The organism is Desulfocurvus thunnarius (assembly GCF_055390965.1).
Genome location: NZ_AP042411.1, coordinates 2,883,529 through 2,898,778, shown reverse-complemented (window position 1 = coordinate 2,898,778; position 15,250 = coordinate 2,883,529). Strand labels below are relative to the sequence as shown.

Here is a 15,250-nt window from a genome sequence, read left to right as displayed (position 1 = left end):
ATATGCGCATCCTCTGCTGGCTTCTGCTCGCCCTGCTGCCGACCCTGCCGGCGGCCGCGGGCGCCCCCCTGCCCGACGCCGGAGGCATCGCCGCCGTCCGCGTGGTCGGCCCCGCGTGGGAAAACTTCACCAACCAGGACGGCACGGGCCTGTACCACGAGACCCTGCGCGCCGTGTTCGGCCTGTACGGCATCGAGTACGAACGCGAGTACATGCCCTCCGAGCGCGCCTATCACATGGTCCGCGACGGCGCGGCGGACATGATGACCTGCCACGACAAGCCGCCCCGGGGGCTGACGCTGGCCCGGGTGCCCATGTACGAGGGCAAGTACTACGTGTTCTTCAACCGCGAGAACATCGGCCGGTGGTCCCTGCCCGCCAGCCTGGAAAACCGCTCCATCGCCTGGCGCATCGGCTACTACGACGAAAGCAACATCCCCGTGCCCATGCGCCACAAGGAGCTCAAGTCCGGCGTTTCGGCCCTGGGCATGGTCATTCTGGGGCGCATCGATTTCTACCTCGACGACCTGAACTTCATCGAGGACTCCATCCGCGAAAACACCATTCCCTTCGACATGGCCCGCTTTCGCATCGAGCCCATCGGCAGCCGGGGCTACTATCCGGTGATGAAGGACACCGAGCGCGGCCGCAAGATCCGTGAGCTCTACGAGCGGGGCATGGAACACCTCTACCGCACAGGGCGGTTGCAGGCCATTTTCGGAAACTGGGGCTTCCCCCTGCCCGACTACCGCTTCGACTAGCCCCCGCCGCCCCGGCAGAACAGCCATGCAGCAGCCCCAGACCCCGCCGCCGTCGCCGCAGGTCTCCATCCGCAACTCCATCGCCATCCGGCTGCTGACCCTGGTCTTCGCCGTCTATGTGGTCATCACCATCGCCCTGACCGCCGTGCACATGGCCGCGGAGTACTACAACACCCGCGAAACCGTGCGCAAGGATCTCAAGGCCATGGCCCAGACCTTCAACCAGGGCCTGGCCACGGCCATCTACAACGTGGACGACGTGCAGATCAATTCCATGGTCCAGGGGTTCATGGAGAGCCCGGCCGTGGTCGGCGTACGCGTGAGCACCGAGTACCAGGGCGTCTACTCGGCGGGCGAAACCTTCCGCCAGAGCCCGCCCGGCGAGGAGGCCGCCGAAGGCTCCCGGGGCGACTTCTTCTGGCACACCGAGCCCATCATCTATTCCGAGGAGATCGGCCAGAAGGTGCCCATGGGCATGGTCACGATCTACTCCAGCCGCTACGTGGTCCTGGGCAAGGTCTGGTACGGGTTCATGTTCATCCTGGTCAATTCGGTCATCAAGACCGTCGCGTTGTGGGTCATCTTCCTGTGGCTCAGCCGCGCGCTGCTTTCGCGGCCCCTGGCCCGGCTCACCGCCGCCGCCCGCGACATCGACATGGACAACCTGGAGCACCTGCGCGTGGACGTGGGCACCCGGGGCCGCAACGAACTGAAGGTCCTCGAAGAGGCCCTGAACTCCATGATTACCAAGCTGCTGGCCGCGCGGCGGCGTTCCGAGGGCCTGCACGCCAGCCTGGCCGAGGCCGGGCGCAGGCTGGAGGACTACAACCGCACCCTGGAGCAGCGCGTGCAGGACCGCACCCGCGAGCTTCAGGATCTGCTGGTCCAGGTGCGCACCGCGCGCGAGGCCGCCGAGGTGGCCAACAGGGCCAAGAGCGAATTCCTGGCCAACATGAGCCACGAAATCCGCACCCCGCTCAACTCCATCATCGGCATGAGCGACGTGCTGGCCGACAGCGGGCTGACCCCCGAGCAACGCCAATACGTGGAGATATTCCGCGCCAGCGGCGAAACCCTGCTCGGCATCATCAACGACGTGCTCGATTTCTCCAAGATCGAAGCCGGGCAGGTGACCCTGGAACGCATCCCCTTCGACCCGGCGACCCTGGCCGAAACGGCCTGCGACATGTACGCCGTGCGCGCCCGCGAAAAGGGGCTGGAACTCATCTGCTCCGTGGCGCCGGACTTGCCGCCCCTGCTCGTGGGCGACCCCACGCGCCTGACCCAGGTGCTGTCCAACCTGCTGTCCAACGCCGTGAAATTCACCACCCGGGGCGAGGTCGAACTGCGCGTGGACAGCCCCGACCCCCTGTGCCCCGGCCTGCTGGCCCTGACCGTGCGCGACACGGGCATCGGCATTCCCGACGCCATGAAAACGGCCGTGTTCGAAAGCTTCACCCAGGCCGATTCGTCGACCACCCGCCTCTACGGCGGCAGCGGCCTGGGCCTGGCCATCAGCAGGCGCATCGCCAATCTCATGGACGGCAGCCTGACCCTGGCCGACGCCCCCGGCGGGGGCTCGCTGTTCCAGTGCCGCGTGGAGCTGACCGTGGCCGACCCGGGGCCGCGCCCCCGGCCCCTGGCGGGCCGCACGGCCCTGGCCGTCGGCGGGACTCCGGCGGCCCGCCGGGCGCTGGAGGAGCACCTGCGCGGCCTGGGCGCCACGGTGCGCTGCGCCCCGGACGCCGCCCGGGCCCGGACCCTGCTGGGCCTGGACCCCGATGCCCCGGAGGCCGCCGCGCCGCCGGACCTGCTGCTCCTCGACGCCACCGACCCCGCCGCCGAGGCCCCGGCCCTGGCCCGCGAGGCCCACGCCCTGGGCCGGGCGCACACCGTGGCCCTGCTGACCTGCGGCGAACTGCGCCCGGAAGCGGCCCGAACCCAGGGGCTGGACTTCGCCCGGCTGGTGGCCAAGCCCGCCACCCCCGGCCGCCTGGCCCGGACCCTGACCGACGCCCCGGCCCCCCGGGACGAGACCGCCCGGCGCCCGGGCCTGCGGCCGCTGTCCATCCTCCTGGCCGAGGACCAGCCCGCCAACCGCAAGCTCATCCGCTACTACCTGGCGGGCACGCCGCACACCCTGGCCGTGGCCGAAAACGGGGCCCAGGCCCTGGAGCTGTTCAAGGCCGCCCCGCCGGACATCGTGTTCATGGACATGGAAATGCCCGTCATGGACGGCTACGGCGCCACCCGGGCCATCCGCGACCACGAGCGCGCCCTGGGCCTGACGCCGGTACCCGTGGTGGCGCTCACGGCCCACGCCTTCGAGGAGCACGTCCACGAAAGCGCCCGGGCGGGCTGCACCGGGCACCTGACCAAACCCATCAAGAAGGCCCGCTTCCTGGACGCCCTGGCGACCTACACCGGCCAGGAGGACGGCAACCGGAACGCGCCCGAGGTCCGGGCCGACCCGGCCATGCGCGCGCTCATCGAGGAATTCCTGGCCGATGCGGCGGCGGACCTGGCGGCCATGCGCCAGGCCCTGGCCCGGGGCGAACTGGACACCGTGCGCGTGCTCGGCCACAGCCTCAAGGGCTCGGGCGGCGGCTACGGCTTCGACGCCCTGACGGACCTGGGCCGGGCCGTGGAGGCCGCCGCCGTGCGCGCCGACACCGACGCCCTGGACGACCTGTTCCGGCGGCTGGAAAAATATCTCGCCGAGGTGGTCATCCAGTATGGGCAGTGATAGGCTTGCCTCCCGGCCCCGAGCCCGAAGACCCGGCCCCGACGGAGCACCATGAGCATTCTCATCGTGGACGACACCCGGAGCGTGCGTTCGCTCATCGAATTCTACCTGCGCTCGGACGGGCACAGGACCCTGGTCCACGCCGAAAGCGCGGCCCAGGCCCTGGACATGCTCGGGGTGGACATGCCCGGCGCGGACTCGCCGGGCCCGGCCCGCGACGGCTGGGACCTCGTGCTCATGGACATCGTCATGCCCTCGGGCCCCAACGGCATCGAGGCCTGCCGACGCATCAAGGCCGACCCGCGCCACGCCCGCCTGCCGGTGATCATGATCACCTCCGACCTGGCCGAGACGACCCTGGAGGCCGCCTTCGCGGCCGGAGCCATGGACTTCATCGAGAAGCCCCTGCGCCGCGTGGAGCTGCTGGCCCGGGTCCGCTCGGCCCTGCGCCTCAAGGCCGAAAGCGACGCCCGCACCCAGCGCGAACGCGAACTGCTGGTCATGACCCGGGCCATGGAAGAGGCCAACCGCAAGCTCAACCTGTCCAACGAACTGCTGCTGCGCATGTCCGTCACCGATCCGCTGACGGGGGTGGCCAACCGCCGCTCCCTGGAGGACCTGCTCGGCCGCGAGGTCGCCCGGGCCCGGCGCAGCCACGCCCCGCTCTCGCTGATCATGGCCGACATCGATTTCTTCAAGCAGTACAACGACACCTACGGCCACCAGGCCGGGGACGACTGCCTGCGCGCCGTGGCAGGAGCCCTGGGCGCCTGCCTGCGCCGCTCGTGCGACCTGCTGGCGCGCTACGGCGGCGAGGAGTTCGCCGCCGTCATCCCCGACACGGACCAGGAAGGCGCCCTGCGCGTGGCCGAGATGATGCGCCGGGCCGTGCGCGACCTGGGCCTGCCCCACGCCAGCTCGGCGGCGGCCGGGGAGGTCACGGCCTCCTTCGGCGTGGCCACGAGCACGGTGGACGAGACATGGGACGCCCGGACCCTGGTGGCCGCCGCCGACCAGGCCCTCTACGCCGCCAAGACCGCCGGGCGCGACCGGGTGGCCGCCCACTGCTCGGCCCCGCCCGGGCCCTGAACGACAACGCCCCCGCCGCGCCTGCCACGAGGACGCGACGGGGGCGCCGTCGGCAACCGGCCCGGCCCGTCACTGCGGGGCGGGCAGCAGGAATTCCGTCAGATCCGAACGCAGGATGGCGTCCAGTTCGCCCAGGGCGTCGGGCGCATGCTCGGCGAAGAGGAAGGCGAACACCGGATACTCGCGCCAGTCGATGCGCCGCAGCTCCAGGGGCCGGGCGAAGCGCGCGCAAAACGCCGCGTAGTCCACGCCGCCCACCGCGCCGGGGTCCACCCCCGGAGCCAGGTCGGCGATGATCACGCTGGTCACCGTGTCGCCCCGGCGGGCCAGCAGGGCGTCCCAGTCGGGTTTGCGGTCCAGCAGGTAGGCCTCGTAGGGGTTCACGCCCCAGGCGTGCCAGGTCAGGTCCGCCACGCACCAGCCCGCGAAGCGCAGCGGGTTGCCCTCGATGAAGCCGATGCTCCCGTCCCGGGCCACGCGCAGCTCCACGTGGGCCGGGAAGTCGTGCAGCCCCGCCAGCCGCCCCAGGTCCGCCAGGGCGCGGGTGAAACGCTCCAGGTTCGGTTCCACCACCGCCCGCGAGGTCACGTAGACGCGGTCGTTGACGCTGGCCTCGTCCGGGAACAGATGGGCCAGGATGTTGAGGATCACCGGTCGGCCCCGGCTGTCCCAGTACACGTCCACGGCGAATTCCTCGCCGGGGATGTTCTCCTCGATGAGGAAGGTGTCCAGCCCCAGGACCTGCTCGGGATACTGGCCCGCGATGCGCCCGGCCTCGGCGCGGATGGCGGCCACCACCCCGGGCCAGTCGGCGTCGGCCTCGACCTTGTGCACGCCCAGGCTGAAAAAGCCCGTGGCGGGCTTGACGATGAACGGCTTGGAGAAATCCGCCGGGTTCACGGCGTCCAGCCCGCCCAGGGGCACGCCCCGGAAGCCGTAGCCCGGATACAGCGGGCGCAGCAGCTCGCGGAAGGCCAGCTTGTCCTTGAACAGGCGCACCTGCTCCGGCAGGGCCGAGAAGCCCAGGCTGCGGGCCACCCAGCCCAGGGCGTTTTCGGAGTTGGCGTAGACGCGCCGGGCGGGCCCGCCGCGCAAGGCGGCGGCAAAGGCGGCCTCGCCGGTCAGGCAGGGGGCCGCGCCCAGGGCGGCGCGGGCCACGGGCCCGTCCAGCACGGGCAGGCCCAGGCGCAGGGCGGTGTCGCGCAAAAAGGCGGAAACATAGGGCTTGTCGAGCAGGAACATCACCAAACCTCGGGGCGGAGCGCGCCGCTACTGGGTGGGCACCTCGGCCCCGGAGAGCACGCTGATGAGCCTGCGCATGGCGTCCACGTCGAAGCAGTCCTTGTGCATCTTCATGTAGCGCAGGGCCTCGTAGGGCGTGCGGGCCGGGCGCCAGGGCGCGGGGCGGGTCAGGTTGTCGTAGGTGTCGCACACGGCCAGGGCCTTGACGTAGAACGGCTGCACCTCGCCGGGCACGCCCGCGGGATACCCGCTGCCGTCCACGCGTTCATGGTGCAGCAGGATGCAGTTGACCGTCTCGCGCTCCATGGGCAGGTGGGCGCACAGGGCGACCCCGGCGGCGGCGTGGGCGCGCAGCTTTTCGCGCTCGCCCAGGGGCAGGGTCTCGGGGTCGCGGTCCAGGATGTCCTGGGGCACGAGGGTCTTGCCCAGGTCGTGCAGCAGTGCGCCGAGGCAGACGGCGTGCAGCCGCTCGGGGTCCACCTTGGGCGAGCCCGCGCAGACGAAATAGGTCAGCACCGCGCAGCCCAGGCTGTGGTGGTAGCTCTTGTAGCCCCGGGACACCATCCGGGCCACCTGCTTGAGGGCCCCGTTGCGGCTGAAGAAATCCATGCCCGTGCGCAGCATCTCGGAGATCTCGGCAAAGCGGCGCTTGGCCAGCCCCTTGGGCAGGCGTTCCTCGAACACGCGGCGCAGGGCCATGAGCGAGGCCTGATACCAGGCCTCCCCGCGCTGCTCCATGGGGATGTTCTCGTCCAGCAGCAGGTCGGGCAGGTTCTCCAGCAGATAGCTGGCGTAGGCCCCGCGCTCGGCGCCGTCCACGTAGACCAGGAGCACGCCCATGTCGTCGAGCTTGCGGCGGTGCGCGTCGGTGAATGCGTCGCCCTTGCTGGTGTAAAGCACGTAGGAATTGCCCTGGCGCAGGTAGAGCGCGAAGCGGCCCTTGCTCCAGTTGCGGATCATCAGCGGGCTGACGGGGAAAAAGCCCTCGGTGTCCTGGGTGGAGGACGAGTCCGGAGCGGGGCGGTCGGCGTCGGTCATGGGCGATTCCGGTTGCGGGTTGCCGGGGGGTGGTCACGGTGCCGGTGAATCTTCGTCAAAGGCGCCCGGGCTGTCAAAAGGTTTCCCGCCCGGCGCGCGGCGCCCGGGGCTGCCGGGGATTCTTGACTTGCGCGCGCACGGCGGTATGGTGCGCCCTGGCGCGGCGCCCCCTTCGGCCCGCGCGAACCCGGGAGGACCGCCATGCCCATGTACGAATACGAATGCGACAAATGCGGCCACACCTTCGAGGACTTGGCCGGACCCGACGAGCCCTGCCCGGCCTGCGCCAAATGCGCGGGCCCCACGCGCAAGGTCATCTCGCGGGCCTCGCTGCGGGTGGACCACGCCAGCCCCCTGGACCGGGGGGTGGCTCCGATGGTCGGCTACAACCCCACCGGACGGCCCCGGGCCTGCCCCTCGGGCGGCTGCGGCGGCGGGCGCGGCGGCTGCGGCGGCAGCTAGCCGTCTCCGGCCCCTTGCGCAGGCCGCCCCGGGCGGAGGCTCCGGCGCAAAAAGCGCACCCGTTCGCCGCGGGCGGGGCGCGCCTCCAGGGCCCGCGTCCGCAGGCCGTCAGTCGGGCCCGGCCTGTGCGGGGCCTCCGGCCGCCAGCCATCCACCCATGCCGCAGGCGTCGCACCCGGCGCAGTTGCCCGGCGCGCAGCGCGCCGAGGGCCGCGCCCGGGCGTAGAGCTCCCACTCCCGCCACAGATAGTCGCGCGACACGCCGATGTCGATGCACTCCCAGGGGAACGCCTCGTCGCGGCCGCGCTCACGGTCGAGGTAGGCCCCGGGATCGCCCTCCCAGGCCTTGAGCGCCCGGCGCCAGCCCATGCCCGGGCGGGCCGCCAGCTCCGCCAGGTCGAACACCGCCTCGTCGCCGCGCGCCAAAAGCCCCTGAAGCCGCGCCGGGCCCGGGCGCTCCAGCATGGCCCGGAAGCCCCGCAGGGGCTTGACCATGGCCCGCACCTGGCCCATGGCCCACTCCAGGGCCGCCTCGTCGGCCATGGGTGCCCATTGGAAGGGCGTCCACGGCTTGGGCACCAGACAACTGGCGCTCACGGTGACATGCTCCACGCCCTGGCGCCTGCCGCCCTGGCCCTGGCGCACGGCCTCGGCCATGCGCCCCAGCAGCGCGCCCAGTTCGTCGTAATCCGCCTGCGTTTCCCCGGGCCAGCCCACGATGAGGTAGACCTTGAGGTGGTTGAAGCGCAGGGCGCTCACGCGGCGCACGGCGTCCAGCAGCGCATCCTCGTCCAGGTTCTTGTTGGCCGCCCGGCGCAGGCGGCGGCTGGCGCCCTCCAGGGCGAAGGTCAGGCTGCGGGTGCCCGTACGGCGCAGGAATTCGAGCAATTCGTCCGTGAGCCCGTCGGCGCGCAGGGAGGCCAGGGAGAACTTGGTGCCCCGCCCGGCCAGCCAGCGCAGGAAGGGCAGAAGCTCCGGCCAGTCCGTCAGCGCCGTGCCCACGAGCCCGACCTTCTGCGGATTGGCCTGCTCCACGGCGGCCCGCAGTTCCTGGACGGCGGCGTGGCGCGGGGGGCGGTAGACGTATCCGGCGGCGCAGAAGCGGCAGCCGTAGGGGCAGCCCCGGTTGATTTCCAGCAGGAACATGTCGCGGAACTCGGCCTCGGGGCTGACGAAGCAGGAGCGCCCCGGCGCCTCCAGCAGCCCCGGCGCCCCGGCGGGCACGGCGCGGCGCGCGGGCGCCCCGGGGTGCCCGGGCAGGAAGACGCCCTCGCGCCCGGCCAGGGCGGCCAGGGCTTCGGCCTTGCTCGCGCCCGCGTCGGCCGCGCGGGCCAGATCGCCCAGCAGCTCGGGCAGCCCGGCCTCGGCCTCGCCGACCCAGAACAGGTCCACCCCCGGGGCCGCCGGGGCCGGGTTCAAAAAGGCCAGCGGCCCCCCGGCCATGACCAGGGGCCAGCCCGCCCCGCGCGCCGCGCGCCGCGCGGGGATGCCCGCGCGGTCGAGAACCTCGATCAGGCCGCGCAGTTCCTCCTCGAAGTTGAGGCTGAAGGCGATGACGGGAAAATCGGCCAGGGGACGGCCGGAATCGTAGGCCCGGGGCTCGGCCTCGCCGCCCTCCCAGAAGAAACGCTCCACGGCCAGCTCGGGCCGGTCGGCCAGGAGCCGCCAGACCACCTGCCAGCCCAGGGTGGACAGAGCCGTGGCCGGAGGCTGGGCAAAAACAAGGGCCACGGGCAGCCGCCCGCCCCACTCGGGGACGGGCGGCTTCTCGCGGCCGTACCAGACGCCGGTCCAGAACTCCTTGTCGCCCCGGGCCCTGCTCATGGGGCGATGGTACCCGCCGGACGGGAAAAGGCAAGCCGGGCCACGCGGAAGGCCGACACGCCCTAGCGCAGGGCCACGTTCGCCGCGCCCGCCACGCCGGGAGCGGGCGCCCCGGCCCGGGCGTGCAGCATCCCGGCGCTGTGCATCTGGGCCATCAGCGGCTGGATGTGGCTCATGAATTCGGCCATGCGCTCACGCGCGACCGGGTCCGCCGGCGGCGACTTGATGGTCCTGGGGTTGATGTAGGTGCCGTTCTTCTTCATGCGGAAGTCCAGGTGCGGGCCGGTGGACATGCCGGTGCTGCCCACGTAGCCGATGACCTGCCCCTGGCGCACCCGGGCGCCGTTGGCGATGCCCTTGGCGAAGCCCTTCAGGTGCATGTAGACGGTTTCATACACGCCGTTGTGGCGGATCTTGATGTAGTTGCCGCCGCCCTTGTCCCAGCCGCGCTGGAGAACCACGCCGTCGCCCACGGTCTTGACCGGGGTGCCCATGGGCGCCGCGTAGTCGATGGCCGGATGCGGCCTGCGGTAGCCGAGCACGGGATGCAGGCGGTTCAGGTTGAAGCCCGAAGAAATGCGCGTGAAGTTCAGCGGCGCCTTGAGGAAGGCCTTGCGCAGCGACCGGCCCTGCTCGTCGAAATACTGCTCGTTGCCCTGGGCGTCGGCGAACAGGAAACCGTGGTAGGCCTCGCCCTGGTTCACGAACTGGGCGGCCTCGATGCGCCCGTAGCCCACGAACTGCCCGTCGCGCGAGCGTTTTTCCACCACGGCCACGAAAGTGTCGCCCACGCGGATGTCGCGGATGAAGTCGATGTCCCAGGCAAAGATGTCGGCCAGGCGGATGGCCAGGGCCGGGGTTTCGCCCGCCTCGGCCACGGCGCCGAACAGCGAGGACGTGATCTTGCCGACCACGACCTTGGTTTCCCTTTCATAGGCGATGGCCTCGCGGCTGGCCGCGTAGCCGTCGCCCTCGGGCTGGACCACAAGGCGCGATTCGGCGTCGATCTCGTACTCGAAACGCTCCAGGCGGTCTTCGGTGGCCGTAATGACGTAGGGCTGGCCCGCGCGCAGGCGCGACAGGGGGAAGACCTTCTCGCAGCCCTGGACCAGATTGTGAATCTGGGCCGCGCTCAGATAGGGCGACAGCAGGGCCGCGGCGGTATCGCCGGGGCTGATGGTGCCCTCCTGCACGTTGCGCTCGGGAGCGGTTTCCGCCGGGCGGGGGCTGTGGTCCACCAGGGGCAACCCGCCGTTCACCGCGGCGGGCACAAGGCCCATGTCCTCGGCGGAGGTGTCCAGCTCGTGCAGGGTTTCGGTCTGGGCGGTGCGGCCCAGGTCCCCGGCGGTATCGTGGAAGAACCACGTGGTCGCCGCGAGGGCGACCGCGAAGGCCAGCGCCGCGCATACGGTGCATTTGCGCCTGCGCTCGCGGGCGTAGTCGCGGAACAGATTGCGTCTGGATCGGAACATGCCCATGTTTTGGCCTCCGCTCGGGCTATACCCGTCGCCCCGCGCCCTGGCAAGGGGAGCCGGGGCCGGGCCGGAGGGCGGCGAGACCCGCCGCGCCCGGCCCCCGGCTCGTTCGGGGGAGGATACTGCCCGAATTTGCTAGTCGGCCTGAAGCCGGATGAAGGACGGAATCTCGAAGTCCTCCTCGTCGAAGACGAAGTCCTTTTCCCCGGGGCGCGACGCGCCCACGGCCTGGGCCAGGGGCGCCCGGCGCAGGGGCGCCTGGGGCTGGGGCTCGGCGGCCTGGGCCGCCCGGGCGGCCTGGGCCCGCAGGTAGGCGGGCTGCTGGCTCAGCTCGGGGTCGTTCTTGGCGTTGGACAGGGCGCGCTGGTAGCGCTGCTCGCGGGTCAGGGCCCGGCCGCCCTGGATGTCCACCGGCGCGGCGGGCGCGGCGGGCTGGGCCGGAGCCGCGGCGGCGGCGCGCACGGGCTGGGCCGCCGGAGCGACCGGGGCCGCCTGGGCCGCCGGGCGCGCCTGCCCGGCCTTGCCGCCCTGCATGGACAGAAGCTGGGCCAGCTTGGGGTCCTGCACGGGGCGGAAGTTCTGGGCGCACTGGATGCCCGTGGCGATGACGGTGATGCGCATCTCGTCGCCGGCCTCGGGGTCGAAGACGGTGCCGAAGTAGATGCGCGCATCGTCGTCGGCGGCGTCGGAGATGATGCTCGCCGCCTCGCTGACCTCGTCGATGGTCAGGTCGGGCCCGCAGGTGATGTTCATCAGCACGCCCTTGGCGCCGTCGATGGACACGTCCTCCAGCAGCGGGCTGGTGATGGCCTTCATGGCCGCCTCGCGCGCGCGCGCCTCGCCCCGGGCGATGCCCGTGCCCATCATGGCCAGCCCCATCTCGCTCATCACGGCCTTCACGTCGGCGAAGTCCAGGTTGATGAGGCCGGGGACCATGATCAGGTCGGAGATGCCCTTGACCGCGAAGTAGAGCACCTCGTCGGCCTTCTTGAGCATGTCGATGAAGGTGGCCTTTTTGGAGGCCAGGGACAGCAGCCGGTCGTTGGGGATGGTAATCAGCGAGTCCACGCTCTCGGACAGGGCGCGGATGCCCTCCTCGGCGGCCTCGAGGCGCCGTTTGCCCTCGAAGTAGAACGGTTTGGTGACCACGCCCACGGTGAGCGCCCCGGCCTGCTTGGCGGCCTGGGCGATGACCGGGGCCGCGCCCGTGCCCGTGCCGCCGCCCATGCCGGCGGTGACGAAGACCATGTCGGCGCCGTCGATGTACTCGCTGATCAGGTCCATGCTCTCCAGGGCCGCGTCGCGGCCGATCTCGGGGTTGGCCCCCGCGCCCAGGCCCTTGGTCAGCTTCTCGCCAAGCTGAATCTTGTGTTCGGCCTTGCTTTTGTTCAGGGCCTGGATGTCGGTGTTGGCCGTGATGAACTCCACCCCGCGCAGGGCGGAGCAGATCATGTTGTTCACGGCGTTGCCGCCGCCGCCGCCCGCTCCGAACACCTTGATCTTGGCGCCGCTGTCGTTTTCCAGTTCCAAAAAGTCCATGGTATCCTCCTTACCCCGTTGGTTTCCGGGTCGCCCCGGCCTGAAAGGTCCGTTTCCGCTCGCCGTTACTTGATGTCCACGAACCACTTGCGCATCCGCCCGAGAATGCGGTTGAACACCGGCTTCTCGTCGCGGATGCGGAAACTCATGTCCCCGCCCTCCTTCTCGGCTCCGTAGAGCAGCAGGCCGACAGCCGTTGCGTAGACGGGACTGTTGACCACGTCGTGCAGCCCGCGGATTTCGCGGGGGTAGCCGATGCGGCAGGGCAGGTTGAAGATCTGTTCGCCCAGCTCCTGGACGCCCTCGATGAGCGAGGCCCCCCCGGTAAGCACCACGCCCGCCGGAACCTTGCCCTTGAAACCGCTGCGCGACAGCTCCTGGTCGATGAGCACCAGAATCTCCTCCATGCGCGGCTCGCAGATCTCGGCCAGCACCTGGCGCGAGAGCCTGCGCGGCTCGCGGTCGCCCACGCTGGGCACCTCGATGACCTCGTCGGGCGGCACCAGCTCGGCCATGGCGCAGCCGTAGCGCTCCTTGATCTTTTCCGCCGCCGCCATGGGCGTGCGCAGCCCGTAGGCGATGTCGTTGGTCAGGTTGGTGCCGCCCAGGGCCAGCACGGCGGTGTGCTTGATGGAGTCGTCGCTGAAGATGGCCATGTCCGACGTGCCGCCGCCCAGGTCCACCAGGGCCACGCCGATCTCGCGCTCCTCGGGGGTCAGCACGGCCTTGGACGAGGCCAGGGCCTCGAGCACGATGTCCGACACGTCCAGGCCCGAGCGGTGGCAGGAACGGATGATGTTCTGGGCCGAAGTCACCGCTCCGGTGACGATGTGCACCTTGACCTCCAGGCGCACCCCGGCCATGCCCAGCGGGTCGTGGATGCCGCGCTGGTCGTCCACGATGTACTCCTGGGGCAGGATGTGGATGACCTCGCGGTCCAGCGGGATGGCCACGGCCTTGGCCGCGTCGATGACGCGCTCCACGTCGCGCGGGGCGACCTCGCCGCCCTTGACGGCGATGACCCCGTGGCTGTTGAAGCCCTTGATGTGGCTGCCGGCGATGCCCGCGTACACCGAGCGGATGTCGCACCCGGCCATCAGCTCGGCCTCTTCCAGGGCCTTCTTGATGGACTGCACGGTCTGCTCGATGTTGACCACCACGCCCTTGCGCAGGCCGGTGGACGGGCTGGTGCCGATGCCCACCACGTCCACCCCGCCGGGGGTCAGCTCGCCGACCACCGCGCAAATCTTCGTGGTGCCCACATCCAGGCCGACGATGAGTTCCGATTTGGCCATGTCACGGTCTCCGTTGACTGTTGCGCGGCAGGTTCAGGTGCGCACCCAGACCTTGCCGCCGAAAATGCGTATCTCGCGGGCCGCGCGGTCCTCGCCGCGCCGCACCAGGTCGGCCCAGACCAGCCCCAGGCGCTCCATGCTCCGGTCCCAGTCCCGGACGCTGGCGGCCACGGTCAGCCCGCGATCCTCGAAAAACAGTTCCAGCCGCCCGGCCAGCACGCGCACCCAGGCCGCGTCCATGGGCCGGATGGGCAGATCCAGAGCGGCGAAGGCGGCCATCATCCCTTCCAGCCCGGCGGGCGTGCCGCCCGCCTCGGGGGTCACCTCCAGCACGGGCAGCGGCAGGAAGCGGCGGCCCAGCACCGGCGCGATGACCGCGCCGTCGGCCTCGGCGTAGAACAGCCCGCGCCCCGTGCCCACCCACCAGCGCGGCTGGCGCTCGGTGACGGTGACGGCCAGCCCGGCGGGCAGCTTGCGGCGCACGGCCACCGTGCCCACCCACGGCGACGCCGACACCCGGGCCTCGACCTCGGCGATGTCGATGTCCAGGGTGTTGGCGCCCAGGGGCACATCGACCAGGGCCAGGATATCCTCGCTGCTCAGGCGCTCGTTGCCCGCCACGCTGATTTCCTTCAGGGCGAAGTACGGCGCCGAGGTCAGCCAACGGAAGCCCACCAGGAGGCCCACGCTCACGGCGACCACGAAAGTCGCGCACAGCGCGAGCCCCAGAAGCCAGCCCAGCAGCCCGAGCAGGCGCCGCGCGCCGCCCCCGCCGCCGGGGCCGGAGGCCGCCCCGCCCCGCCCGGAGGCGTAGCTGTTGCCGCCCCGGCCGGAGCGCCCCAGGTCCAGGCGCGCCTGCCCCGTGCGCCGTACCGCCAGTGCCGTGCTCATGCCACCACCTTCACTTCCAGCTCCAGGGCCACCCCGAAGCGCCCGGCCACGGCCTCGCGCGCGGCCTGGATCAGCTCGAAGGCCTGGACGGCGGTGCCCCCGCCCAGGTTGACCAAAAAATTGGCGTGGACCTCCGAGAAGGCCATTCCGCCCAGGCGGCGGCCCTTGAAGCCCGCCTCGTCGAGCAGCCTGCCCGCCGGGGCCGCACCCTCGGGGTTCTTGAACACGCAGCCCGCGCTGGCCGCCGCCAGGGGCTGGGCCGCGCGCTTGCGGGCCCAGGTGGCGTCCAGGGCCGCGCGCACGGCCTCGGGCTCGGCCTTGGTCAGACGCAATTCCACGCCGAGGACCAGGAAAAACGCATCCGCCGTCTGCGGGGCGAAAAAGCGGTAGCCCATGCGCACGTCGTCGCGCCCGGCCCAGCGCAGGCCGCAGCACGGGCTGTACAGCAGCACGCGCTCCAGCACCTGGCTCACGTCGTTGCCGAAGGAGCCCGCGTTCATGGCCACGGCCCCGCCCACGGCGCCCGGGATGCCCGCCAGCCCTTCCAGGCCCGAGAGCCCGTGGCGCGCGCACCAGGACAACAGCGCGGGCAGGCCCATGCCCGCCCCGGCGCGGACGACCGTCTCCTCGCCGCTGGAAAAGACCGTCTCGGGCCTGTCGCCCTCGGGCACGCGCAGGAGCACCACCGGCAGCGGCCCGTCGGCGGCCAGCACGTTGCTGCCGTGGCCCAGGGCCATGGGCCGCCCGCCCAATTCTTCGAGCCTGCCCGGCAGCTCGTCCAGGGCGCGCTCGGAGCCGATGCGCACCTCGGCCAGGGCGGGGCCGCCCAGGCGCAGGGTGGTGCGCTCGGCAAGCGCTGGTCCGGGCAGTACTCTCAGATGCATGACG

The 15,250-nt window shown here is 71.4% G+C and carries 12 protein-coding genes; 4 read left to right on the top strand and 8 right to left on the bottom strand.

What is annotated here, in order from left to right:
* Window positions 1-2: 2 nt before the first annotated feature.
* From ACZ5KV_RS12700 to ACZ5KV_RS12690, 3 genes are read left to right on the top strand one after another with little or no spacing between them, the layout of a single operon-like run.
* Window positions 3-761, top strand: a complete 759-nt coding sequence (locus ACZ5KV_RS12700; protein WP_464239679.1) for a substrate-binding periplasmic protein — start codon at window positions 3-5, stop codon at window positions 759-761.
* 25 nt (window positions 762-786) lie between these two features.
* Window positions 787-3,507 (top strand): ATP-binding protein, encoded by a 2,721-nt coding sequence (locus tag ACZ5KV_RS12695; protein ID WP_464239678.1) that lies wholly within the window; start codon window positions 787-789, stop codon window positions 3,505-3,507.
* A 51-nt stretch (window positions 3,508-3,558) separates the two neighbouring features.
* On the top strand, window positions 3,559-4,596 hold the full coding sequence (locus ACZ5KV_RS12690) for a GGDEF domain-containing response regulator (RefSeq protein ID WP_464239677.1): 1,038 nt from the start codon (window positions 3,559-3,561) through the stop codon (window positions 4,594-4,596).
* Window positions 4,597-4,665: 69 nt separating this feature from the next.
* Here ACZ5KV_RS12690 and ACZ5KV_RS12685 read toward each other — a convergent pair whose 3' ends face one another.
* Together ACZ5KV_RS12685 and ACZ5KV_RS12680 are read right to left on the bottom strand one after the other, a co-directional pair.
* Window positions 4,666-5,838: an ATP-grasp domain-containing protein gene (locus ACZ5KV_RS12685; protein WP_464239676.1), complete on the bottom strand. Its 1,173-nt coding sequence runs from the start codon at window positions 5,836-5,838 to the stop codon at window positions 4,666-4,668.
* A 27-nt stretch (window positions 5,839-5,865) separates the two neighbouring features.
* Window positions 5,866-6,876, bottom strand: coding sequence for an HD-GYP domain-containing protein (locus ACZ5KV_RS12680; protein ID WP_464239675.1), 1,011 nt, complete (start codon window positions 6,874-6,876; stop codon window positions 5,866-5,868).
* Window positions 6,877-7,077: 201 nt separating this feature from the next.
* On the opposite strand from ACZ5KV_RS12680, the gene ACZ5KV_RS12675 reads away from it, so the two are divergent.
* The gene (locus ACZ5KV_RS12675) at window positions 7,078-7,338 is read left to right on the top strand and encodes an FmdB family zinc ribbon protein (RefSeq protein WP_464239674.1); all 261 of its coding nucleotides are present in this window, start codon (window positions 7,078-7,080) and stop codon (window positions 7,336-7,338) included.
* 108 nt (window positions 7,339-7,446) lie between these two features.
* Here the strand turns inward: ACZ5KV_RS12675 and ACZ5KV_RS12670 are convergent, their stop codons facing one another.
* The 6 genes from ACZ5KV_RS12670 to murB all read right to left on the bottom strand — a co-directional run bounded on the left by ACZ5KV_RS12670 (window position 7,447) and on the right by murB (window position 15,246).
* Window positions 7,447-9,162: a radical SAM protein gene (locus tag ACZ5KV_RS12670; RefSeq protein WP_464239673.1), complete on the bottom strand. Its 1,716-nt coding sequence runs from the start codon at window positions 9,160-9,162 to the stop codon at window positions 7,447-7,449.
* Window positions 9,163-9,224: 62 nt separating this feature from the next.
* Complete coding sequence (locus ACZ5KV_RS12665) at window positions 9,225-10,640, bottom strand: peptidoglycan DD-metalloendopeptidase family protein (RefSeq protein WP_464239672.1); 1,416 nt, start codon at window positions 10,638-10,640, stop codon at window positions 9,225-9,227.
* A gap of 132 nt (window positions 10,641-10,772) precedes the next feature.
* Window positions 10,773-12,176 (bottom strand): cell division protein FtsZ, encoded by a 1,404-nt coding sequence (gene ftsZ / locus ACZ5KV_RS12660; protein ID WP_464239671.1) that lies wholly within the window; start codon window positions 12,174-12,176, stop codon window positions 10,773-10,775.
* A gap of 65 nt (window positions 12,177-12,241) precedes the next feature.
* Window positions 12,242-13,471, bottom strand: a complete 1,230-nt coding sequence (gene ftsA / locus ACZ5KV_RS12655) for a cell division protein FtsA (RefSeq protein WP_464239670.1) — start codon at window positions 13,469-13,471, stop codon at window positions 12,242-12,244.
* 33 nt (window positions 13,472-13,504) lie between these two features.
* Window positions 13,505-14,362, bottom strand: a complete 858-nt coding sequence (locus ACZ5KV_RS12650) for a cell division protein FtsQ/DivIB (protein ID WP_464239669.1) — start codon at window positions 14,360-14,362, stop codon at window positions 13,505-13,507.
* Window positions 14,359-15,246 (bottom strand): UDP-N-acetylmuramate dehydrogenase, encoded by an 888-nt coding sequence (gene murB / locus ACZ5KV_RS12645; RefSeq protein WP_464239668.1) that lies wholly within the window; start codon window positions 15,244-15,246, stop codon window positions 14,359-14,361. Before murB ends, ACZ5KV_RS12650 begins: the two co-directional genes overlap by 4 nt.
* Window positions 15,247-15,250 lie beyond the last annotated feature (4 nt).

What these genes read in the sequence shown, in the direction of transcription:
- ACZ5KV_RS12690 (WP_464239677.1), top strand. Translation starts at nt 3,559, where the DNA reads ATGAGCATTCTCATCGTGGACGACACCCGGAGCGTGCGTTCGCTCATC.
- ACZ5KV_RS12700 (WP_464239679.1), top strand. Translation starts at nt 3, where the DNA reads ATGCGCATCCTCTGCTGGCTTCTGCTCGCCCTGCTGCCGACCCTGCCG.
- ACZ5KV_RS12685 (WP_464239676.1), bottom strand. Translation starts at nt 5,838, where the DNA reads ATGTTCCTGCTCGACAAGCCCTATGTTTCCGCCTTTTTGCGCGACACC.
- ACZ5KV_RS12680 (WP_464239675.1), bottom strand. Translation starts at nt 6,876, where the DNA reads ATGACCGACGCCGACCGCCCCGCTCCGGACTCGTCCTCCACCCAGGAC.
- murB (WP_464239668.1), bottom strand. Translation starts at nt 15,246, where the DNA reads ATGCATCTGAGAGTACTGCCCGGACCAGCGCTTGCCGAGCGCACCACC.
- ACZ5KV_RS12650 (WP_464239669.1), bottom strand. Translation starts at nt 14,362, where the DNA reads ATGAGCACGGCACTGGCGGTACGGCGCACGGGGCAGGCGCGCCTGGAC.
- ftsA (WP_464239670.1), bottom strand. Translation starts at nt 13,471, where the DNA reads ATGGCCAAATCGGAACTCATCGTCGGCCTGGATGTGGGCACCACGAAG.
- ftsZ (WP_464239671.1), bottom strand. Translation starts at nt 12,176, where the DNA reads ATGGACTTTTTGGAACTGGAAAACGACAGCGGCGCCAAGATCAAGGTG.
- ACZ5KV_RS12695 (WP_464239678.1), top strand. Translation starts at nt 787, where the DNA reads ATGCAGCAGCCCCAGACCCCGCCGCCGTCGCCGCAGGTCTCCATCCGC.
- ACZ5KV_RS12675 (WP_464239674.1), top strand. Translation starts at nt 7,078, where the DNA reads ATGCCCATGTACGAATACGAATGCGACAAATGCGGCCACACCTTCGAG.
- ACZ5KV_RS12670 (WP_464239673.1), bottom strand. Translation starts at nt 9,162, where the DNA reads ATGAGCAGGGCCCGGGGCGACAAGGAGTTCTGGACCGGCGTCTGGTAC.
- ACZ5KV_RS12665 (WP_464239672.1), bottom strand. Translation starts at nt 10,640, where the DNA reads ATGGGCATGTTCCGATCCAGACGCAATCTGTTCCGCGACTACGCCCGC.